Source organism: Brevibacillus reuszeri, from assembly GCF_002897295.1.
In the GTDB taxonomy this organism is placed as follows: domain Bacteria; phylum Bacillota; class Bacilli; order Brevibacillales; family Brevibacillaceae; genus Brevibacillus; species Brevibacillus reuszeri_A.
This window is the reverse complement of the sequence record NZ_BEXF01000028.1, coordinates 62,033-83,993: the sequence shown is the minus strand read 5'-3', so window position 1 is coordinate 83,993 and position 21,961 is coordinate 62,033. Positions and strand designations below refer to the sequence as shown.

Below are 21,961 nucleotides of genomic sequence, written 5' to 3'. Positions count from 1 at the left end.
GAGGTTTGCCGCCAACTTCCTTCAGATTCCACCTCACGGTGGACACCCTTGTCTTAGGCTAATGGTTACTACTGCCTTCACCATTCGGGACTTTAACCCTAGAGATAACGCCCATGCTGGGCGCACATGAAAAACCCCTTCAAGAAGAAGGGGTTGGATTGTTGTTGATATTTTTTTGATTCATGAATTCAGATAACCAGGCGCGACGCACTTCCTTGTTGGGACAGTAGCCCAGGATGTAGCTCTCTCCGCGCATATATTTTTCCTTGATCCACTCTTTATGCTTGCGGAAAAAGGCGTGTTGGAAATCAATCGGCATTTGCTGATATTCTTCCAAGGCTGAGGGGTTCTGGAGGAAAAAATCTTCATCGTACACCAATTCTTCATTTTGTTGGCGGCTGATCAGGTACACGAAAGCAATCACCAGAAACAGATTCACCAAGAAAATAGTCATCCAAATCCCTCCAGTCATACATTTAATTATCTGATTACTCTGTCTTATCAGCATATTATTATTGTACCATGCTTTTGGTGTTTTCTAAACCTCTCCTCGCGTTATTTTATAAAAAAACTTTTTGAAAAGTGAGTATTTTATACTAGTAAGAAAACCTCACTCGCTTTCAGCAGAGGAGATGTGCTCGCATAATAGTGAAAAAAGCACCCGCTCTACTTTGAACGGGTGCTTAGCATGCGTCTTTTAATTGTTGGAAAGTGCTTTAGATACCTGGCGGCGCAACAGAACCTGCTTCCTGTCCTGTAGGCTGCATAATATCAGGTGGCGGAGCTACACTGCCATTGGTTGCAGGTGGGACTGTTGTCGTCGGTGGATTTTGTTCCTTCTGTGGAGTCTGTCCAGCTTGTCCCGACTGCTCCGGGCTCACAATATCTGCGGGCGGTGCTACCTGGTCAAGGGAATCCTGAGGGTCGCCAGCATCTGCAGGTGGTGTCGCCTCAGCTTCCTCTTCTTCCGGAGTCTTTTTCTTTGGTGGTGGAGCTGCAGTCTCTGTCGTTTTCTTTTTCTTCGATGTATTGCTGCTCGATGCTGCTACCGCTGCCTCACCAGAGCCTAGAACAGGAGAGTTGTTAATTTGAGCAACTACAGAGCCGCTTACACCCATCTCCGCTTGCAGAGAGCTGCGAATTTCTTCGAGCTTCTCTTTCTCGAGATACGTATATCCTCCCTGCCAGTAGGCGCCATTGTCCAATGCAGAGACAGTTGAGGCATTAAAGCCTTTGAAGTCAAATGCCAATCCCTTGATTTGATCTTTAGACAGGTCTGTATGTATATTCTTCGCACCTACATCCATGATGTTAAATACTTTGGTTAATCCCTCAACAGAAGCGACCTTGTCCACAATGGCTTTAATCACCTCTTGCTGACGTCTGTTGCGATCAAAATCGCTGGAGTAGTATTTAGTGCCGCGATTGTCATGACGATGTCGTACATAGCCCAAGGCTTGCTCCCCATTCAGCTTTTGCAAGCCAGGACTCAGATTAATGTGTGTATTGTCAGTCGGATCATCATAGACCAGCTTGCGATCTACGTTCACCTCAACACCGCCTAGCTCATCAACCACTGCTTTGAAACCGTCAAAATCGATGGCAACATAATGCTCAATCGGAATACCCAAAATTTCATTAAGTGTTTTTTTCGTTAAGGAAATTCCGTCCTCAGTCGGAACCTTGTTGTTACGTTCTGCCTGACGTCGTTCTGCCTCTCCGTTTGCATAAACGGAGTTGATCTTGTGATAATCGCGATAGCCTGGAATTTTCACCCGTGTATCACGCGGGATCGAAACCATCGTCACTTTCTTGGTTTTTGGATTCGCGACTGCCACAATCATCACATCTGTGTTCATCGAGCCTGTCTCTGGACGGCTGTCAGAGCCAAGAACGATAAAAGACATTGGCTTGTCAGAGTGATAAACCGGATCGACATTTTGAGAAACGGTGGATGTAAATCCATTGTTCGTTGGATTCGTTACTTCATTCAGAGTGTCTTCAATTTTCCAATAAATTGCTCCAGCCACACCGCCAACCAACAACAGGGCTATCAAGCTAAAGAAAAACAAAAATCGACGTACTTTTCGGTTACGGGTCGGTTGCTTTTTTCGGGGGGCAGAAGCGCGTGTTTTTGCAACAGTTTCTGGCATATGTATCAGTCTCCTTGTTCGCGCACGCTTTTTAAGACGTATCAGAATGTTTAGTTGTTACACTTGGATGCCACATTCTTTCAAAAAACGATCCGATACGCGTCAATTTTTCCACCAATGGCGGCTGCTCTTGTCAGAAGCAGACCTCAAATGAGGTTTTTTTACAAAAGAAAATAGAGGCACAATACAAAACAGTGCCACATGGCTGGATGCACTAATATTTTCTTCTGTTGGTAATAGTCTGATTCAGGTATTGTACCATACCATTGTCTTCATTTGTAGAAAAATGTTCCCATCAATTAAAAATCCCCCATCTTTTTGTCGATAGGGGAAACTTTTACACAGATACTATTCAGATTTACTGCAACCCGCGAGGCGCCTGGCTGAAGCCTTGCACAGGACCCTCTGGCTTCTTGTTTTTCGAGCGATGAGAATCGCCCCCTTGGCGAACGTGGCTTTCCTGTTTGCCGTTTACATCGTTAGATTTCTTCTCCATGGTACACTCCTCCTCGTACAAGACTACCGAGTAGTGTGCGTCAATGTATGTAATCTCATCCCAGCTCCCGATCACTGCTTTTGGGTAGAGGCAAAGAAAGTTTTTCGGTTTACCAAATGGTCGATGTCATACATGCCCGTTTGCTGGGTGGATAGCTCTGCCAGTGCGATCCCGTATGCGGCCTGCTCAGCAAGCGACGCAGCTTTATTTTGCGCATAAATCACTCCGGCAGCAAACGCATCTCCTGCTGTCTCTCTAATCGGATTGGGAGGAGCGGGCAGCCACGATGAGCCGTTTTGATCACAAAGGCATAATCCCGCATCTCCGCAAATTACCATAACGTTACCGATTCCTTCATCTACGAGTTTGCGGGCGCAACGCTCCACGTCATAAAACGAGTATAGCGATTGTCCGCTCAATTGCTCGATTTCATCTATACTGGAAATGAGCAAATGGACTCCATTTAGCATACCTCGCCATTTCTCTGCCTTTTTAACCGAGACGGGATCAACAATAACCTTTTTCCCGAGACGCTTTGCTTCCTGAAGAAATGTTTGCATCACCATTTGCGGAAGATTCGCATCCATAAACAGTCCGGCTGCTTGCGGCAAGCGTTGCACTCCACTTTGAACCAAAGCATCTGTCCAAGCTTCATTCACATCCATATCGGCAACAGCAGCGTACAAATCGCCGTCCAGATCGCGAATCGCCAAATATCGCCCCGTTGATTTACCCGGGATAAGAAACATCCCGTGGGTAGCTACGCCACTTTTCGCCGTAATATGTCTCAGCCATTCGCCGTCAGCATCCTCCCCTAACAGTGTAAATAGCTGCACCTCCTGGCCCAGCCAGCCCAAATTTTCTGCCACATTTCGTGCTACTCCGCCTGCCGCTTGCTGGACATGACCAGGATTACTCGTTCCAGGCAACAATCTGGCAATAGTGACTCCCTGCACATCCACATTGGCTCCACCTACGCATAGCCAATATTCTGACATCCCTTCCAGCATTACAGCACCCCTCTTCGCCTTTGTTCGTGATTTAGCGAATTATTATCCTCTCTTTTTCGACAAACATGGTTCGTTTACCTACCTGTAGAAAAACTTCCTTGATCGACTGCCTCTTGTCCGTTATTGCCTATATCCATATTCCACGTATACAGTAATGACGCCTTGGGCTTTCCGTGCTACAGTGGAAAAACAAGACGGTTGCTTCTCTTCCAGTGAAAAAGTTCGTTGGAGGATGAAGAGCCGTTTTGACGAAAACAGACGGAGATGAAACCTATATGAGCGCTTCAGCTACACCGATTCAAGCAAAACCTTCGGGGAGTGCAGCGCCTACTGTCTATCGCATGCTGTTTGCGATTAGCATAGCCCATTTGCTGAACGACAGTCTACAGGCAGTCATCCCTGCCCTGCTCCCCATTGTAGAAAAAAACCTGTTACTGAGCTTTACGCAGGTTGGCATGATCTTATTAGTCATGAATCTTACCTCATCTGTTCTTCAACCGGTCGTCGGCTACTTCTCCGATCGAAAATCCCGACCACTGCTTCCGCCTATCGCCCTCATCGTCTCTGGGCTTGGAATGCTTGCACTTGCTTTTGCTGGGAACTATTATGTCGTTCTCTTATCCGTCGCCTGCGTAGGGATCGGGTCGGCAGTCTTCCATCCCGAAGCATCACGCTTTGCGCATCTAGCATCCGGTCCACGGCGCGGGCTGGGACAGTCCATTTTTCAGGTAGGAGGTAACGCTGGTCAGGCCCTCGCTCCTCTTATGACGATTCTTGTTTTTGCCAATCTGGGACAGACGGGAGCCATGTGGTTCTTATTGCCTGCACTCGTTGCCAGCTCGGTACTTTTGTATGTGGCTCTCTGGTATCGGGGTCAACAACGTTTGAAAAAAGCGGCCGCTACAGCTGTAGCCTATGCACATCGTGACAAACGATTACTTGCTATCGGTCTTTTGGTACTGATCGTCAGTGTCAGGTCCTGGATGAATGCCGGGTACCAGAGCTTTTATCAGTTTTATTTGATGTATATCAAGGACATGGAGTATGCGAGCGCACAGCTGGTCGTCTTTGGCTTCCTTTTGGCAGGAGCTATCGGAACATTTTTGGGCGGACCACTCTCTGATCGCTTTGGAAAAAGAAATTTGCTCATCCTCTCTACTTTGGGCTCGCTTCCGTTAACACTCCTGACTCCGTACGTTTCAGGATTTTGGACATTTCCCCTGCTCTTTTTGAGTGGGTTGATTATGCTGTCCAGCTTTTCCGTGACTGTCGTATATGCCCAAGAGCTGCTTCCCGGTCGGATTGGCACAGTATCTGGTCTCATTATCGGTCTAGCCTTTGGGATGGGCGGCATGGGTGCTCTCGTTTTTGGATCACTCGCCGATACGTACAGCCTTTCTTTTGTCATTACGCTTTGCTCCTGGCTGCCTTTAATCGGCATGTTGGGCTTCTTGTTACCAAAAGATGCAACTGTTCGTGCCTGGAACCAATCCTAACTACTTTTACAACCGCAAAGAACCCGAGGAAAGCTTAGGCTCCCTCGGGTTCTTTTGTTCTATTATACGAGTACACTTGTCGGTGCACCTAACAACAGGGCTACTACAGGTGGATACAGCTCTGGCGTACCAAACAGGCGCCATTTGCCATCCTCGCCTTTGCCAAACAGACCGGAAATGATCCAATCAGAAGCGAGCAGCTGTCCCAGCTCAGCCTCGATTACGAGGTTGAGCTTTTCCCCATTTGGCCGAAGCGCCACCCAGCCATTCGCAGTCTGATCTTGCAGAATCAGTGGTTCATCCACGATTTCCGCAATTCCAGCAGACGTTTGGAGGACATTTTGATTCGCTTCTTTTTCCAGAACTCCCCGCAGTCGATACGTTTCTGGCAAAGTCTCTTTCAGCTCTGTAAACAATGGTTGCAGCGCTGCGTACAAGGAGGTTTCTCCTTGCTTGTCAAGCCATTTGAAGAACGCTGTAAGTACAGACAACAGATTGGTTGCTAATGTTTTAGTCGTAGCATCCGCACGAGTATAAATGTCGTGAATGAGGAAGTACGCCACATCCTCACGACGCAGCTGGTCCCATGTAAAAGCAGGCCCAAAAGCCCCTCTGACAAAAGTACGGAAGTTATTCATCACTTCGTCGTATTTTTTGACAGTTGCTTCTGACTTGCCGTCCGTCATTTCCTGAACGAAGCGATTGATATCCGCCAGTCGCTCTGGATGTACGGTATACACGCTCTCTGGGAGACCTTCGATGAGTGGTCTACTCAACAGATTGTTTACGTGAATGCTTTCATTTGATAAAGCAAGACGTGGTCTGAGCATGTCCATACGAATGAACCGCGCCAAGCCTTGACCCACTTTGCTATCCTGCTCCATCTGATCCATCAGTGCCTGGAGCTTGCCACGCATCTCCTCATTGTCTGTCGCTGCGACTAGAACAGGCGCCAGATCATCCAGCAGCTCATGTGGTGTTACCAGCCATTTTTCAGCGAAATACGTTTGGACTGCCCATTGCAGTACTTTTGGTGGCAGCATTGGCTGACTAGTAATGAACAGAGTGCCCTTCGAGAGCTTGGAGCCTGTTGACGTCAACACACGAATTTCTTCTTCGTTGTCATATGCAACCAGTTCAAGCAATCGAGCTACTTCATCCAGCTGAGGAGCATATCCTTCCAGCATGAGCTTGTCTTCCTGTACAAGCACTTCTGCCTGTACTTCATACAACTCAAGCAATGCATTTTTCAGCATAGGGAACAGATGCTCTTCTTTCCGTGTCGCATATACCCAAATTTCACGAGCACCATCGCGTTTTTTCAGTTCAAACGCTCTGTTTGCCTCGATCTTCTTACGGAACTGCTCGCGCTTTGGCAACGCATAGGTGCGACGAAGCAATGCATCTTCCTTTGCTCCCTGCGACTGGTCTTGTGTTTCACCAAACTGAACAATGAAGCGATACAGGTCGGTTGTATACACACGTTTGCTTGTATCGTCAGCAGCATCCACCACTTCAGGATGCTCTTTCAGCCATTCCATGAGCTGTGCTTTTACATGCGGCTGCAAGATGATGCTTCCGGAAAACAGCATATTGCGCAGTCCCAAATTCAAGAGGCGTCCCACAATAAATTGTCCGATCTGTACATTCAAATTGTTGGAGCGCAGCAAGTAGTGCTTTTCTTGGGTAATGGGCTGCTGAATCGTCAGGACATCCCGTTCCACTTCAACGATTTCATATACATTTAGATGCAACTCGGCGAAGGCACGGCGAAGATCCGGTTCCATCCGACGTCCATGCTGCTTGACATAGTTCTCAAGCAGCGTACTTCCACCTGTTTTCACATCAAGCACGCACCAGTTGAAGAAATGTGCCGCCCACTCAGGTTGCATCACACTCTCTTCGGAGAGACCGATCTCGTCTGCAAAACGTTTGCGAGCTTCTGAAATCACTTCGCTGGTCACATTTCCACCAACAAAATGGTTTAATCTTTCGACCCAGCCAGCGTATTCTTTTTGTAATTTTTGCTCGTGACGGCTACGCAATTCCGTTATCGGCGTAACGACTCCACAGCATTTTTTGTATTTTTTCCCGCTCCCGCAGGGGCAAAGTTCGTTTCTTCCTACTGACATAGAGGGTTTGGGTCTCCTTTCCATCCCACGCGGCATGCGCGGGGAATCCTACACAATCCCCCTATTTTACCGCATTTTTCGTCATGTGTTCAAGTGTTCTCGTTTTGGATCGTGTGCGATACCCACATCACCTTTGTCTTCCCATTGGGCAATAAATTGCTCCAAACGGTTCATCAAGCGGACGATGCGCTGCTTCTCGCCCATGCAAGCTGATATAGCAGAGAGCTGGTTTGCGGTGAAAAGCTCCACCACTTCCTGCTCCATTTCTTGAAGGCGAATCCGATAGCCCGCGATTACTTCGCGCAAGAAGACAAATCTTTGCTCCAACCGGATCGTAGCCCCAAGTTTACTCATTGTTGTTCACTGGTAGCCAGTACTTGTTGAATGCCAAGTACAATCTGCTCATGCTTATGTTTCTCTTTCATCAGCACTTCTATAGCTTGCATGTTACTTTGTTGAAAGTGGGCGACAACTTCCTGGGACATATCTTGCTGGCGAGTCTCCAAGCGGCTGATTGCCTCTTGCAAAAGCTGTTGTACTTCCTCAAGGACTTGTTGGTTAATTGCGTTACTCATTGTCATTTCCTCCTTGGTAATTAACGGTTTCATCTTTTCTTTTTGTTCTTCATGCAAAACTTGTTGAGCGGATTCGGATACAGCTGCCTCTGACACAGACTCGGTATTCGCTATCGTTTCAGAAGCAACGGCCTCAGCTGTCACGGCAACTTCTGCTGCCGCTGGCTCGCCGATTTGCTCCTCGATTTCCTCTGCAATGTCATCTTCACTACGAACGATGATGTACAAAATCTCACCATCGATCCGGAAGCGATCATCAAGGACGGGTAAAAAAGCCGCGTCTCCCGCGATCCCTACTTCTTGCTCCAGAAAGTGAATCAAGGAGCGGGATGTCACTTGAGTGATTGCATTTTTACGGCAAAACTCATAGACCTGGTCATTTCCCAGTGTCCACTCAGCCAGAAACCAGCGAATATCTCCCTGATACTGGACAAAGCGGGTGTCCTTCTCCAATTGCAGCATGCGCAAAATTTGATTCCATCCAAACTGGGTTTGTCTGCGCAGCTCGGCAACGATCTGCTCAAGCTTTTTTGGTGCCCCAGTATCCCGCAAAAAACGGTACGCCAGATCATACAATTGATGTGGCTGATAAGTTAGTTCCACGATTGCTTCAGAACTGGCAACCCGCACTGGTGACTGATCCATCTGCAGCACTTTCTCTAAGAGTGCCGTGCTGTCCAGATCCAAAAAAGCATTCAGCTCATTCGCTTCCATCCGGGAGCATATCTCCGTCCGGGGGAGGGAGCGCTCACCAGACCGGAATACCTTCTTGACAATACTTGGTAGGGTATAGGTTGGCCGTTTCATGCACTTTCTCCTTCTCGTGATCGGCATTGTTTGCCAAATCAAATGGGAATCAAAGAGATATTCTACAAAAAGCAAAAAAATCCTACTAGACAGAAAGTGTTTATCAATTTCGATAATAAGAAAGCCTCTATCGAGGCTTTCTCAAGGAGGTGCGACCGCGTTTTTGTGGAAGGTTATTCTTGCTAATTCAGGATGCAGATACGTGAAGTTTTTACTTTCTGATTTAGGAAGAAAGCCTCAATCAACACCAATGCATGGCGGTATAGCGGGTCGCTCATACATTCTTTTGCGTTAAAAAATCAAATCCCGGCGAAGAATTATCTTTCGCCGGGAGCAAATCTTATTCGATCCATTCAAGCCAGCTTTCTTCTTTTTCGCTAGTTCCAGCATTGATTTGTGTCGATAGCATCTCCAGCGTGGGGGCATATACAAGCTGTGGCAGCTTGGCTGTCTGTGTATTAGCTTTTGGATACCAGTACGCCAGTGAAACATTCGACTGCTTTAGAAAAGCTTTTTTAGCCGTTTCCATGTCGACCAGCTTGTCCTGTGCAAGACTTGCTGGCAGGCTGGATAGTTCCGCTACCTTAGCCGTAACTACCTTCCCTTTTTTGACATCCACATCAACGGTGTACAATGGCTCCTTCGTCGTGATACCGTTCACATGCGGATAAAACTCATAGCTGAATATTCGTTGGACGCGATTTTGATCCACCCAGCCCGGCAAATTGTCTATCAGTCTTGATGTTTTCACTACAAATGATTTTTCGGTGGATAATATGTACTTTTCCACAAATTGAACAGCGAGCTTCTCCGCTTCAGCTTCGGTCCACTTTTTATCGCTACCATCCCTTGTTGCTCCTTCCAGCTTCAGCTCGATAAGCTGCCCGCTTTGGCGGTCTACAGCAAACGTTGCACTTTCGTAAACCGGATTCAGCCATTGGTAAAGATCCGTGGTCCTTTCCTTACTCGTCTCGTTTCCATGTTTGTAGTTCAGTGTGGGGATAGCGAGCTGAAATTCATCCACGAGCAGCTGCTCCAGCTTCTTTTGGTCCTTCCAACTGGAGCTGTCCGCTGTTCCTTTGAGACTCAGCGTCTTGCTATTCTCTACAGTAACCGGTGGGACAGCCTCCCCAGTCAGTGCGTCAATGATCGGTACGTTTTTCGGTGTATAAACAAGCTTGCCACTTTTGCTATCATAAACAAGCTCCAGCGTCAGCTCATCCCCGAAGGACTTTTCTGCCTTGTCTTTCGCAATCGCTTGCTTCGGATTCACAACCTCTGTTTCTAGGGGCAATTTTTCTTCGTTCTTGCGATAAAGCACGATCTGCCCCTCAGCATCAACCATGACTTGTCCTACTTCTTTCCATACACGCACTTCATGTAGTCTAGGATAAAAAGGTACGACCAGAAGATTGTCACGCGTTGATCCACGATTGCTGGATAACATCGGTTGGGTAGCAACAACATAATCTTCCCACATATTTTTATGGAGAAAATCGACTGCTTTTTTGTAGTTTTTTTGCTTTTCTGGTTTTTTTCTGCTGTCTCTGTATGGGTCTGTATAGATTAGGGAGGAAATATTGTGACCAGAATCGATGACGAGATTCAAGGAAGCCCCTGCTTTGATAGCACTTTTCTGGTCAGATAGGTTCAGGATATAGGAGTCGCTTCGATTTCCAAAATAATTGACATGCAAATCTTGAATGGCTGGCAAATAATTTTCTTGCAGCTCTTCCAATGTTTCGATCACTTCTGGTGGCAATTCAACGGTACCCTCGCTCGATTTCCCTACATAAGCGTGAACAATGATTGGCTTCACACCCGCTCCTGTTACTGTCAAAACATTTGCTGCCAGCAAAAGTGTTGCCGCTTTGGTTGAAACCTTCACTCATTTCCCTCCTAAATTATCCATCACTCCGATTACGTATAAGAAATGGAAAGCGTTACTTTTTTTCATCATTTCTCATACAAAAATGAAGGCTGCTACACATTGTGCAGCAGCCTTGAGATTAATACCCACGCCAAACCTTTCTTTTCAGTACACCAGCATATGCCCATTCATCCTCTTCGCCCATGTCTGAGAGCGTTTGACCCAAGGCATTCATTTTACTGTCAATTTGATCGAGATAATGGAAGAGGACAGCAGTTGGTGTCTTGCCCGAAACTGCGCTACCCCAGCCATTTTCAACTTCACCGTGGTGACTTAGTATGCAATGCTTCAGATGCAGAACCTCAGCATCCCCCATAGGAATATCCAGTTTGCGGCAAATACTGCTTACCATCTCTACTCCCATAACCAGGTGACCAATTAATTGACCTGGTGTTGTATAATCAGGAGCTACTGGATCAGACAGCTCGTACAGCTTGCCGATATCATGCATGATGCAGGTAGCATAGAGAACATCTCTGTCCACTTGCGGATAGAGCGGAAGCAATCTTTCTGCGGCGGTGAGCAAGGAAACGATGTGCTCCAATAAGCCGTGATAGTAGTTATGATGCATCCGAACTCCAGCAGGGTATTGACGGATTCTCTCGCGAATCTCACCATCTGCTAGCGCTTCCTTGATAATTGCTTTTAGCGTACCACTCTGCAAGCCGTTAATCTTTTGCTCCAACTTGTCCCACAGTTCATCAACAGGTACAGGTGAGATAGGAATAAGCGATTCCATCAGAACCTCATCTGAAGCCGAGACTGGCCTGATTCGTTGAATGACCAGCTGCTTTTTCCCCCGGTACATTTGAACCGCAGCATCAATTTTTACAACTGACTTCACTGCGATGGCTTCTTTCATTTCCGCACTTACATCCCACAGCTTGGCCATGAGTGTACCAGAGCGATCTCCCAGCTCCAGATTGAGATACTCACTCTGATTGCTTGCGACGCCAGCTTCCTTATTTTTTACCAGGCAAAACGCGACAACACGCTCTCCTTCTTGATAATCCGCGAGATATTTCATCGACTCGTCCCATCCTACTCCTTATTTTTTTCGAAACACGATCTCTTCCAGCTTCTTCACAATTTTTTTGCCAACCAGATCGTCAGCTGCTTTGATCACCCTGGTAATTACCGCAAGCAAATCATCTTCGCCATTCCAATGCTCCCGTACGATAGCTTCATCTACGTCAACGAGAATTCTACGGAGTGCATACACCGCAAGAACAACGTCATCCAAAAGACCTAAGCCGCCAACGAGCGCCTCAGGGATAAAGTCAATCGGTGCAATAAAGTAAGCAACTGCAGCACCAGCGATGGCTTTGGATGTGCCGCCTACCCGCTTGTCCATGATCAAACGTGCAAGCAGGACGAACAAATCCGGGGCGAGCAGGATATAATTGGCGACCGTTTCGTTGACGCCCTTGTCTTTGATAAAGCTTTCAATCTTTGCACGCAACTTGTCGTAGAAGCGCTGATGAGGCTCAGGCAGCTCAACTGGAATCAGCTCAATGGGCTTTCTGACAGCTGGTAAATTTTCGTTTTGCTTGTCTTGATTTCTGTCTTCCTCGTTCATTTCGATTCCTCCTGCATACGTTTTTTCATGTTTCTTTTACGGCGAATATACGAAACGCCAGCGATGATAACCAGTAGGGCTATGAAGAAAATAGCGAGATTGCGGGAAATGAGATCAAAGACAGCCTCCCAGCGCTCCCCTAGCTGCCATCCAAGCGTCACAAACAAAACACTCCAAAATAATCCACCCAAATACGTATAGATCATGAAGGTAGGAAAAGGTAGCCGTGTAATCCCGGCAAAATAAGCGGTGAATTGCCGAACACCCGGGATAAAGTATCCCAGCGGCAACGCCCACTTGCCTACCCGATTAAACCAGTCTTCCGTTTTTTTATAAAGGGTGTAGCCCATGCCCAGCCGTTTCCCATATCGCTCCAGAAAAGCAAAGCCTAACGTTCTTCCGATCCAATAGGCAGCTGTCATCGCGGTAACTGAACCGAGAAAGCAAACAAGCAGGGTTGGCCAATACGACAGCTTACCTGTCGAGACAAGAAAGCCTGAGAATACGAGCAGGGTTTCCTCTGGCAGTGGCATTCCCAATATCCCTAGAAAAAATAATCCAAACAAAGCGCCATATCCGTACTGCGAAATCGAATCACCGATTGTCGCCATTACATCTGTCACAACCTTCACCACTTTTCCAGTGAATCTGCCCTCTTCATTATGCCAAAATATATAAGTATTCACAAATCACATGCTCAGTTGACAATCAACTAGCATCCGTGTACGGTTACCTAGGTAATACTTTCTCAGATAACTATTTTCTATTCTATAATCAAGTACGAATCATCCATGTTTTCGTTACGTTGTACTGCAAATTCGCTGAGTAGTAAAACACCGTTTGGTTATAATGAAAAAATGGAGACGTGACAAACGAGGTACAGACATCATGTGGACAAAAATTTTTCGCAAGCTGAAACTGGAATACTACAAGCTGATTCGCATGAAAGGGGCTCCATCCTTTGTCGCTCGCGGCTTCAGTGTTGGGATTTTTGTAGAATTCATTACCCTTCCCACCTTTGGGCTGGCATTTTTATTGCTTTTCCCATTGGTCAAGCTGTTTCGTGCCAGCTTGCCAGCAAGCCTGATTGCTTTTGTGATTGGCAAGCTCGTCCTGCCAATTTTTATGGTCATTAATTACAATCTTGGATATGCGATTACGGGTAAACCTCTGCAGGAGCATCTCGTCCACAATAATGAGCCTTGGGAAAAATGGCTGATCTGGATGAAGGAAAAAGGACTCGCCTATTTCACAGGCAGTGCTGTCATGGGGCTCATCGTTGCCTTTTCCAGTTACTTTCTCGTTTCTGCCGCACTGCAGTTTTATCGTCGGAAAAGGATGCGTCGTTCTTTATCACATGGTCGCACGACTACGTAAGACAAAACAAAAAGACCGGTTGTTGACAACAATTTCATTGTCAAACCGGTCTTTTTCCTGCTCACAAAGTTATGCGAAGTAGCCTTTATCCCGCAGTTGCTCCATGATTTCGGCAACAGTAGTGTCTTGCTTCAACAGCTCCAACGTAACTTGTACTTGCTCTGGGGACAGGCCGTTCGCTCCCAGACTCTCGCTCACCAACACGAGGTTGGGGCGACGGAAGTATGTTTGCAAGGTACGCTTCACGCGTCCTTCCAGACTCGTTTTCAGCATCAATTCAGTCGTCGACATCTGTTCCACCTCTTTCTAGAGAGATTATGCATAACCTCTATTATCGTACAAAACCGCCCAAGAATCAACCTTTCCGCGCAACAGCTTCTTTTATCAGTTGATTTCGGTTTTGCTCGTGCTCCGAAAGCAAATGCGGATCGATCGGCTGGTCGTCATACATCATCCGTCCAAATCGTTCTTCCAGCTCTTTTTCCTCTACTCCTGACGCCAGACCTTCGAAAATGATGGCGCGTGCTTCGCTTAGATACTGTCGATCCCGATGGATTCTATGTAGAATGTCTTCGCGTCCTATAGCTGGAATCCCATGCCCAGGAATGATTTCCTCTACCGCTCCATCCGTCACCAGTCGCTCGATCTTTTCGAGGCTTTCCAGATAAGCAGCGCTATCATCGATAAACGGAAACTCTAAATTGGAGAGCATATCCCCAACTACAAGCAGCTTCTGGTCCCGAAAAAGCGTCGCCAGCTGATCCGGCGTATGACCCGGAACAGGCAGCAAATACACCTCCTGCCAATCCTCGGCATCCTCTACAAGCTTATAGAAGGAAGGCAGCTCGAAGTCATACGGACGAACTACATAATACGAGCCGTCGAATCGCTTCACTTTATTCAGCTTCTTTTCCAGCCGTCCAGACTCCAGAATTTCTTTTTGTGCGATGAGCTTGGCATCCGGGAACTTTGGGTAGCCTGCAATATGATCCCAATCCCCATGTGTTAACACGAGAACCAGCTCACGTCCCTCCCGAACGCTTTGCACATAATCAAAAATCCCATCAATCTCCTGTGGAAAATACGCTGGATCAAACAAGTAGATACGCTCATCAGTCGACACTACGGTACTAGTCGTTTGCCACAAATAGCTGGTAAACAGCTGGTATGTTTTCCCCATGTTAAATACCTGGCATGAGGTTGCGTTTGTGCTCTGAAATGCGGTGCAAGTAGTCGATACGCTCTTTTGCTTCTGGACGTGTCTCGCCAGTGATTAAATAACGGTCGAGGTCTTCATAGGTAAAGCCCATTTCTTGTTCATCTGTTTGGCCTTCCCACAAATCAGCAGAAGGTGGCTTTGTAATAATCGAATCGGGAACTCCCAACTCAGAAGCCAGGATTCTCATCTCATGCTTCGTCAGGCTCGCAACCGGATTAAAGTCAGCCAGACCGTCGCCACCCTTGGTCATATAGCCGACATGGACTTCACTAAGATTGCATGTATCTGCAACGAGGTATCCTTTTTGATTTGCGATGGCATACAAGGTCGTCATGCGTAGACGTGCTTTCGTATTGCCTTTTGTTTTATCATCCAATGGCAGGACGCCTTCGATTACTGGAACAAGCGCATCGTACGCAGGACCTACATCAATCGTCACGAGATTCAGATCAATCGCTTCAGCTAATTTCTGGGAATCCACTGCATGAACGTCGAGGGAATAAGCTGGCAACCATATACCGATTACCCGATCGCGTCCCAAGGCACGTACACATAAAGCCGCTGTAACTGCGCTATCTATGCCGCCAGAGATACCGACTACTGCCCCGCCCAGCCCCGGTCCATCAATTTGTTCACGAATAAAAGCAACGCGTTTTTCCACGTCTTCTTTTACATGTATCTGGTAGTTCGCCAGATGTTCCTGAAACTTGTCCACGCTACCTACCCCCAGGTTGATTATTTCTCCCTCATCCTACCATGCTGTTTTGACTGTGGCAATTAGCCGAAAACAAGTCTACACTATATACTGTAGAGAGCCATAGAATTTACGCGAGGACAAGGAGAGAACCAATGATTATCCTCAAAACACCTGAAGAAATTGAATTGATGCGGGCAGCGGGCAAAATCCTTGCTGCGTGTCATCGCGAAATAGCGACCATGATCCGTCCCGGCATTTCAACGTGGGACATCGATCAATTCGTTGAGCAGTTTTTGGCGAAGCACGGTGCAACCCCTGAGCAAAAAGGCTTCCACGGGTACCCATATGCGACTTGCGGCTCGGTAAATGACGTGATCTGCCACGGCTTTCCGAAAAAAGAGCCCCTGCGTGACGGTGATATCGTAACAATTGATATGGTAGTTCGCAAAGACGGCTGGCTTGCTGATTCAGCCTGGTCTTATGAAGTAGGAACCGTTTCCCCGGAAGCGAAAAAACTGCTGGAAGTAACGGAAAAATCACTATATCTTGGCATCGAGCAAGCTGTCGTCGGAAACCGGATTGGAGACATCTCCCATGCTATCCAGACGTACGCACAGGCCCAAGGCTACTCGGTTGTTCGTGACTTTACAGGCCACGGAATTGGTCAGGAAATGCACGAGGAGCCGTATGTACCTCACTTTGGACCGGCCGGACGTGGCCAGCGCCTGAAGGAAGGCATGGTTATCACGATTGAACCGATGCTCAATATCGGGACGTATCATGTCTCGATTGACGAAGATGGCTGGACTGCCCGCACTCGGGACGGAAAGCTGTCCGCACAGTTTGAGCATACACTTGCCATCACAGCGGATGGGCCAGTCATTCTAACCAAACAATAGGGATACTGAGAGAGAAAGAAGCCTTTTGTACATCATCTGGTACAAGGCTTCTTTCTTTTGCCAATGTGCTGCACAGAACATCGGTGCCTTGACATGAAATTGGCTGGTACGTATCATGCAAGTACATTTAGTACCATCATGCTAGGGTGCAGGTGCCCTGGCACACACGTCCCGCTCATCGTCAAAGGAGGGTCACTATTCATGTCAGATACAAATCATTCCCGGACATTGCGCGATATTCCTTTGTCCGTTCTAGATCTTGCCCCCATCATCCAGGGGGGAACAGCCGCAGATTCCTTCCGCAACAGTCTGGATTTGGCTTTGCATGTTGAAAAATGGGGCTTCTTGCGCTACTGGCTTGCCGAGCATCATTCGATGCCGAGTGTAGCCAGCTCTGCTACTTCTGTCTTGATCGGCCATATCGCCGGAGGGACCACGAAGCTGCGTGTCGGCTCCGGTGGCATTATGCTTCCGAATCACTCTCCGCTGGTTATTGCGGAGCAGTTTGGTACGCTTGAATCACTTTACCCCGGACGGATCGACCTCGGTCTTGGTCGTGCTCCTGGATCAGACCAACGTACGGCTCGGGCGTTGCGTCGTGATATGCGCATCGGCGGCGAGGACTTCCCGGAGCTTCTGGAAGAGCTACGCGAATATTTCCGACCACAAACGGAAGGTGCATCAACAGGTGTACGGGCAATTCCTGGTGAAGGGCTGAATATCCCGATCTGGCTTCTCGGGTCCAGCGACTTTTCTGCACGACTCGCGGGCCTGCTTGGGCTGCCGTTTGCTTTTGCCGGCCATTTTTCACCCAACTACATGCAGACTGCCCTGCAAACCTATCGCCACTGCTTCCGCCCGTCCGAGATGCTGGACAAACCGTACGCGATGGTCGGTGTTAACGTGATGGCTGCGGATACGGATGAAAAAGCGCAGCGCCTGGCGACCTCTCATTTTCAGGCCTTTTTGAATATCGTTCGCGGTAACCTCCAGCCGATTCAACCGCCAGTAGACAATATGGATGAACTGTGGTCCGAATTTGAAAAGATCTCGGTGCAATCCCAGCTACGCTCTTCGGTTATCGGCAGCCCAGACACCGTAAAGGAGGGGCTTGAGGAATTGCTGGCAGCGACCCAAGCCGACGAGCTGATGATCACTACGCAAATGTATCACCATGCGGATCGCATCCGTTCCTTTGAGATTGTCGCAGACATTTGGAAATCGTAAGACGAACGACAATAGATATCGAGAGAAAAGCGGCTGCTTTGTAAGTGGCCGCTATTTTCTTGTCTCTGAATGGTCGATGGATACTCCCCTGCTAGGCAACTGACTCATCAAGAAGAAAATAAAAAAGTGGCCTTTCTGCACAATTGCGCAGCCGCCACTTTTCTTTGGTCCTATTACCGCTGAATACTTGTTGCGTAGTTGTTCTTTTCGGTCATTGCTTCAAGATCTTTTACGTCTTTTTCCAGCTCTTGAATATCTTCTTCAATCAGCTTTTTCAGATGCTGCTTTTCCCGCAAAACTTTTCGGGTCTGCTCTAAACGCTGATGTAAATCAAAAACGCCAAGATACACTGCTTTTCCCTCCCTATGTACGTTATCCACCTTACATGTTATGCGGATTGTTCCAATAGTTACCAACCAATTTGAGTCGAAATGCCTTATTTTCTACCCAAAAAGGAGACTCGCCCCTGCTGGGTCCAAAGCCTCCTCTTTCCTTAAACCCCTTTATATTTACCCAATTCCTCTCGCAGGCGATATACTTCCTGCACCAGTGCACGTTTTTCCAAACGATCGATCTCAGAATCCAGATCGTTCATCCGCGCCCCAGAGTGATAGGGAGAATTGTACATGTCATAGGTGTCCGAGCCAAAAATTGAGCGCGGCTCCTTCGGCATAATCATCGCCAGAAGAATATAAATCAAAATCGGAATTCCTGTCGTAACTGCTAAAACGACAACTCCTAACCGAACTAATGTAGAATCAATTCCGAGAAAGTGAGCAATTCCACCACAGACTCCAAATAGCTTTTTATCCTGTTGTGAACGATATAAGCGTCTTTCCATCATAGCATTCCGTCCTCTCTACAGTATCCGTTTTCCTTGTATCTACAGGATACCCTTTGGGCGATTTCGGCAAAATGGTCCGTAGAGGGATTTCTCCTCCGTCCCTGGACGGATATTGGTCAAGCCTGCATGAAACAGCCGGTTCAGGTTTACGCTACCAAAGAGGTGATTACTGATGCCGCTGCTCATAATAGTAGCCGTCTGTCTGCTCGGGGGCTGCACTCCTGATAATCAGGCAGACCGATCATTCATTCAAAGTGATCGCAATTTTTACTATCAGCAAAACGTCGTGCATCCCCTAGGTCATGAGCCAAACGCCACACCCTATGGCCCGCCTGTCAACGCAAGCACCTCTGGCGAATACGATCGCTGGATACGACCAGACGCAGTTTCTCATTATCCGGGTCTGAAGTAGGGCTGGGCAACACAGGCAAAAGACCGCTCCCTATAGAGGAACGGTCTTTTCTCATTGGATACGAATTCACGAATTATTTTTGATCGTTCTCTGGTGTATATACTGGGCGAGGGCGGTCAAACAGCTCGCCTAACTCCGCGTACGTATGCCCAGCCAGCCTGCTGACAGGCGCGAATGCTTTAGCGTCAATTCTGCCCGCTTGGTACAATTCATCTGCAACCTGCACATGGACGACTTCTCCCAGAATCAAGTCACTTGTCGTAGGTGATCCCAGCTCTACAATCTGATGCAGCTTGCACTCAAAATGGATGCGCGAAGCAGAGAGCCGCGGTGCTTTGACCAGAGCGGATGGCACGAGCTCAAGTCCAAGTGCCTCTACTTCACTGACAGTCGAAGGATAGTCGGCAGATGTTTGATTCATCACATCGACGTTGTGAACATCGACCATATTGACGACAAACTCTCCGGTCTCCTGAATGTTCCTGGCCGTATCCTTCATGAGACTCCCTGGCTTGCGCATGACAGCGATTGAGACCATCATCGGCTCAATACTAGCTACATTAAAATAGCTGAATGGAGCAGCGTTGATGACACCCTCACTACCAACAGTTGTCACCCATGCAATCGGCCTGGGGATGATACATCCGATTAGCAGCTTGTATTTGTCCTGACGATCGATCTCTTGAATGGAAATTTCCATGCCTCTCTCCCTCTTCTCTATTCACGTGGCGGCATCCAGCTCGACATATACGCTCCATCTTCAATTGGCAGTGCCTCGCGAGTGACGCGCAGCGGGTGGAACGTATCGAGCATAACCGCCAGCTCCTTCGTTTCTTTCTTGCCGATACTCGCTTCGGCTTTGCCAGGATGAGGTCCGTGGGGAATGCCCATCGGGTGCAGCGTAATCGAGCCTTCAAAAATCCCTTTGCGGCTCATGAAATTGCCTTCCACGTAGTATAACACTTCATCACTTTCTACATTGCTATGAAAATACGGCGCCGGAATAGCATCAGGATGATAATCGTACATCCGCGGCACAAACGAGCAAATCACAAAGTTTTGGCCAGCAAAGGTCTGATGTACAGGAGGTGGCTGATGAATGCGTCCTGTAATCGGCTCAAAATCATGGATGCTGAGCGCATACGGATACAAATAGCCATCCCAGCCGACCACATCAAACGGATGGAAATCAAAAAAGTAGCTGTAAACGACCGATTGGCGTTTTACGCGGACTTCAAAATCCCCGCTTTCCACGTGCGTTTCCAGTTTTTCTGGCACGCGTATATCCCGTTCGCAAAATGGCGAATGCTCCAGCAATTGTCCGTGCTCATTGCGATAGCGCTTGGGAGGAACGATCTCATTTTGTGATTCGATCACTAAAAACCGACTCTGAACCGATGGCACGATCCTGTAGGTCGTACCAATCGGGATGACGAGATAATCGCCTGGCTTGTAGGCGAGCGTACCGAAAATTGTTTGCAGCTCCCCTTCTCCCTGATGAACGAATACCACCTCATCTCCATCCGCATTGCGATAAAAGTAATCCATCGGCTCTGTCGGTGCACACACGCCCATTACGACGTCATTGTTGCCCATGAGATACTTCCTGCCAAAGATCGGATCTCCACCTGGCTCCAGATTGAAGGTTTGAAAATGCTGATGCTTCAAATTCTCCTGCTCGACAAATTCCAGCCGGACATCCGCATATTTACGCGTTTCCCGAACCTGTGTAGGCGGATTGTGATGATACAAGATGGACTGAATCCCGGAAAACCCTTTTGTGCCCATCACTTGTTCCCGATACAGCTCTCCGTTTGGCTTGTAAAAGGTCGTATGCCGCTTTTTAGGTATTTCCCCCATTCGATGATAAAAAGCCATCTTCTCTCCTCCTTCGTCTTTTCCAGTCAACAAAAAGCCCAGCTCACCCCCAAGCCGAATCGGTTGCATGACAAATACGCGGGGTACCCCTTTGTCAAACGTTCCGAAACAAGCGTTAGGCGCAAGCTGGGCTTTGTCTGCTAACGAAAAAAATCTTTGCGGGATTTTCCCCCGCAGACAACCAGCTGTCGTCCCAGTGTTTCCACTGTTTCTTGTTTATCATTTCTTACTCTCATCATATCGAAAACGCTTTCAACTTTCCATAGGAAAATGACGAAATTTTTTGCCTATGTCATTTCCTGTTCCTTTTACAACAATAAGAAGCGTCTCGCCAGCTCCTGCATATCTGCAGGCATCGGCTCGATAAAATCCATCAGCTCACCGCAACGGGGATGCACAAAGCACAGACGTGCGGCATGCAACGCCTGCCTCCCGATGTACTCTCGGCCTCCGCCATACAGATCATCACCTGCCAGCGGATACCCGAAATGACTCATATGTACCCGGATTTGGTGGGTACGTCCTGTTCCCAGCTTTACCTCCAGGTGAGTCATCCCGTTTCCTCGCGCCAAGACACGATAATGGGTCAGAGCCGCTTGTCCATCTGGGCGCACCATTCTGGTAATAAAGGAGTCCTCGGCAAGCCCGATCGGTCCATCTAGTGTCCCCTCATTCTCCTGTACTTCCCCTTCTGCAATCGCGTGATAGGTACGGTGTAGTTCTCTATCCTGCTGCATCCTGCTGAACTGCTCGTGAGCCCATTGATTTTTCGCGACAATCAAGAGACCTGATGTATCTTTATCCAAACGGTTAACCGCGCGAAACCTCCGGTGTTCCCCGCGACTTTTCCAGTAAGCGACCACTCCATTTGCAAGCGTGCCACCTGCATGGTTACCTGTGGGATGGATGACCAGCCCTGCAGGCTTCGCAATCACCATCAAATCATCGTCCTCAAAGCGAATCTCCAGCGGCATTTCCTCAGGTGCTACCGTTTCTTCCGCATCCTCCTGCACCATGACGACAATTTCATCGCCTGCTTGCAGCTTCTCGTTGACAAAGACCAGCTGATCGTTGCGTGTTATTCTTCCTTTAAATTTGGCGCGAATGAGCAAACGGCGTGATACCCCATAACGTTTTTGCAAAACGTCCCGTACGGTATGCCCCTCATCCAATTCGTCTGCCGTAAAGCGCATCAACTCTTCTAGCATGCTGTCTCTCCTTTTGGTCATC

Annotated in this window: 24 protein-coding genes; 5 read left to right on the top strand and 19 right to left on the bottom strand. The window is 47.9% G+C overall.

Annotated features, from left to right (window positions below; translation table 11 throughout):
* Window positions 1-139: 139 nt before the first annotated feature.
* The 4 genes from C3B52_RS29745 to C3B52_RS29735 form a co-directional block, all read right to left on the bottom strand.
* Entirely contained in the window at window positions 140-454 is a 315-nt protein-coding gene (locus tag C3B52_RS29745; protein ID WP_103109970.1) for a hypothetical protein, read from the bottom strand.
* Between the two features lie 262 nt (window positions 455-716).
* Window positions 717-2,153 (bottom strand): LCP family protein, encoded by a 1,437-nt coding sequence (locus C3B52_RS29740; RefSeq protein ID WP_103109969.1) that lies wholly within the window; start codon window positions 2,151-2,153, stop codon window positions 717-719.
* 358 nt (window positions 2,154-2,511) lie between these two features.
* The gene (locus tag C3B52_RS36895; protein WP_164684990.1) at window positions 2,512-2,649 is read right to left on the bottom strand and encodes a hypothetical protein; all 138 of its coding nucleotides are present in this window, start codon (window positions 2,647-2,649) and stop codon (window positions 2,512-2,514) included.
* 71 nt (window positions 2,650-2,720) lie between these two features.
* Entirely contained in the window at window positions 2,721-3,659 is a 939-nt protein-coding gene (locus C3B52_RS29735; RefSeq protein WP_103109968.1) for a carbohydrate kinase family protein, read from the bottom strand.
* 275 nt (window positions 3,660-3,934) lie between these two features.
* Between C3B52_RS29735 and C3B52_RS29730 the strand changes: the two genes are divergently transcribed.
* Window positions 3,935-5,155: an MFS transporter gene (locus C3B52_RS29730; protein WP_103109974.1), complete on the top strand. Its 1,221-nt coding sequence runs from the start codon at window positions 3,935-3,937 to the stop codon at window positions 5,153-5,155.
* A 62-nt stretch (window positions 5,156-5,217) separates the two neighbouring features.
* Here C3B52_RS29730 and C3B52_RS29725 read toward each other — a convergent pair whose 3' ends face one another.
* From C3B52_RS29725 to C3B52_RS29695, 7 genes are all read right to left on the bottom strand, one after another.
* Complete coding sequence (locus C3B52_RS29725) at window positions 5,218-7,287, bottom strand: YecA family protein (protein WP_103109967.1); 2,070 nt, start codon at window positions 7,285-7,287, stop codon at window positions 5,218-5,220.
* Window positions 7,288-7,368: 81 nt separating this feature from the next.
* A complete protein-coding gene (locus C3B52_RS29720; protein WP_103109966.1) occupies window positions 7,369-7,641 on the bottom strand; it encodes a hypothetical protein in 273 nt (90 codons plus the stop codon).
* A complete protein-coding gene (locus C3B52_RS29715) occupies window positions 7,638-8,669 on the bottom strand; it encodes a hypothetical protein (protein WP_103109965.1) in 1,032 nt (343 codons plus the stop codon). Before C3B52_RS29715 ends, C3B52_RS29720 begins: the two co-directional genes overlap by 4 nt.
* Before the next feature lie 340 nt (window positions 8,670-9,009).
* On the bottom strand, window positions 9,010-10,557 hold the full coding sequence (locus C3B52_RS29710; protein WP_103109964.1) for a YcdB/YcdC domain-containing protein: 1,548 nt from the start codon (window positions 10,555-10,557) through the stop codon (window positions 9,010-9,012).
* A gap of 121 nt (window positions 10,558-10,678) precedes the next feature.
* A complete protein-coding gene (locus C3B52_RS29705) occupies window positions 10,679-11,626 on the bottom strand; it encodes a 3'-5' exoribonuclease YhaM family protein (RefSeq protein WP_103109963.1) in 948 nt (315 codons plus the stop codon).
* A 21-nt stretch (window positions 11,627-11,647) separates the two neighbouring features.
* Window positions 11,648-12,178, bottom strand: coding sequence for a YkvA family protein (locus C3B52_RS29700; protein WP_103109962.1), 531 nt, complete (start codon window positions 12,176-12,178; stop codon window positions 11,648-11,650).
* Window positions 12,175-12,801: a DedA family protein gene (locus C3B52_RS29695; RefSeq protein WP_103109961.1), complete on the bottom strand. Its 627-nt coding sequence runs from the start codon at window positions 12,799-12,801 to the stop codon at window positions 12,175-12,177. Before C3B52_RS29695 ends, C3B52_RS29700 begins: the two co-directional genes overlap by 4 nt.
* Window positions 12,802-13,066: 265 nt before the next feature.
* Here C3B52_RS29695 and C3B52_RS29690 point away from each other — a divergent pair, with 265 nt between their 5' ends.
* Window positions 13,067-13,555, top strand: coding sequence for a DUF2062 domain-containing protein (locus tag C3B52_RS29690; protein ID WP_103109960.1), 489 nt, complete (start codon window positions 13,067-13,069; stop codon window positions 13,553-13,555).
* Window positions 13,556-13,624: 69 nt separating this feature from the next.
* On the opposite strand, the gene C3B52_RS29685 is transcribed toward C3B52_RS29690, so the two are convergent.
* The 3 genes from C3B52_RS29685 to nadE all read right to left on the bottom strand — a co-directional run bounded on the left by C3B52_RS29685 (window position 13,625) and on the right by nadE (window position 15,489).
* On the bottom strand, window positions 13,625-13,846 hold the full coding sequence (locus C3B52_RS29685) for a hypothetical protein (protein ID WP_103109959.1): 222 nt from the start codon (window positions 13,844-13,846) through the stop codon (window positions 13,625-13,627).
* Window positions 13,847-13,910: 64 nt separating this feature from the next.
* Window positions 13,911-14,735 carry an MBL fold metallo-hydrolase gene (locus C3B52_RS29680; RefSeq protein ID WP_103109958.1) on the bottom strand — a complete coding sequence of 275 codons (825 nt, stop codon included), beginning with the start codon at window positions 14,733-14,735 and terminating at the stop codon, window positions 13,911-13,913.
* Window position 14,736: 1 nt separating this feature from the next.
* Window positions 14,737-15,489 carry an NAD(+) synthase gene (gene nadE / locus C3B52_RS29675; RefSeq protein WP_103109957.1) on the bottom strand — a complete coding sequence of 251 codons (753 nt, stop codon included), beginning with the start codon at window positions 15,487-15,489 and terminating at the stop codon, window positions 14,737-14,739.
* Between the two features lie 134 nt (window positions 15,490-15,623).
* Between nadE and map the strand changes: the two genes are divergently transcribed.
* Complete coding sequence (map, locus tag C3B52_RS29670) at window positions 15,624-16,370, top strand: type I methionyl aminopeptidase (RefSeq protein ID WP_103109956.1); 747 nt, start codon at window positions 15,624-15,626, stop codon at window positions 16,368-16,370.
* 201 nt (window positions 16,371-16,571) lie between these two features.
* The gene (locus C3B52_RS29665) at window positions 16,572-17,597 is read left to right on the top strand and encodes an LLM class flavin-dependent oxidoreductase (protein ID WP_103109955.1); all 1,026 of its coding nucleotides are present in this window, start codon (window positions 16,572-16,574) and stop codon (window positions 17,595-17,597) included.
* Window positions 17,598-17,770: 173 nt separating this feature from the next.
* Here C3B52_RS29665 and C3B52_RS36890 read toward each other — a convergent pair whose 3' ends face one another.
* Both C3B52_RS36890 and C3B52_RS29660 read right to left on the bottom strand, forming a co-directional pair.
* Window positions 17,771-17,947: a hypothetical protein gene (locus C3B52_RS36890; protein WP_164684989.1), complete on the bottom strand. Its 177-nt coding sequence runs from the start codon at window positions 17,945-17,947 to the stop codon at window positions 17,771-17,773.
* A 143-nt stretch (window positions 17,948-18,090) separates the two neighbouring features.
* Complete coding sequence (locus C3B52_RS29660; RefSeq protein ID WP_201264961.1) at window positions 18,091-18,441, bottom strand: PspC domain-containing protein; 351 nt, start codon at window positions 18,439-18,441, stop codon at window positions 18,091-18,093.
* A gap of 172 nt (window positions 18,442-18,613) precedes the next feature.
* Here C3B52_RS29660 and C3B52_RS29655 point away from each other — a divergent pair, with 172 nt between their 5' ends.
* Window positions 18,614-18,853 (top strand): hypothetical protein, encoded by a 240-nt coding sequence (locus tag C3B52_RS29655; RefSeq protein ID WP_103109954.1) that lies wholly within the window; start codon window positions 18,614-18,616, stop codon window positions 18,851-18,853.
* A gap of 73 nt (window positions 18,854-18,926) precedes the next feature.
* On the opposite strand, the gene C3B52_RS29650 is transcribed toward C3B52_RS29655, so the two are convergent.
* From C3B52_RS29650 to C3B52_RS29640, 3 genes are all read right to left on the bottom strand, one after another.
* On the bottom strand, window positions 18,927-19,553 hold the full coding sequence (locus tag C3B52_RS29650; protein WP_103109953.1) for a flavin reductase family protein: 627 nt from the start codon (window positions 19,551-19,553) through the stop codon (window positions 18,927-18,929).
* 17 nt (window positions 19,554-19,570) lie between these two features.
* Window positions 19,571-20,731: a homogentisate 1,2-dioxygenase gene (locus tag C3B52_RS29645; protein ID WP_103109972.1), complete on the bottom strand. Its 1,161-nt coding sequence runs from the start codon at window positions 20,729-20,731 to the stop codon at window positions 19,571-19,573.
* Between the two features lie 308 nt (window positions 20,732-21,039).
* On the bottom strand, window positions 21,040-21,939 hold the full coding sequence (locus C3B52_RS29640) for an RluA family pseudouridine synthase (RefSeq protein ID WP_103109952.1): 900 nt from the start codon (window positions 21,937-21,939) through the stop codon (window positions 21,040-21,042).
* Between the last annotated feature and the right edge of the window lie 22 nt (window positions 21,940-21,961).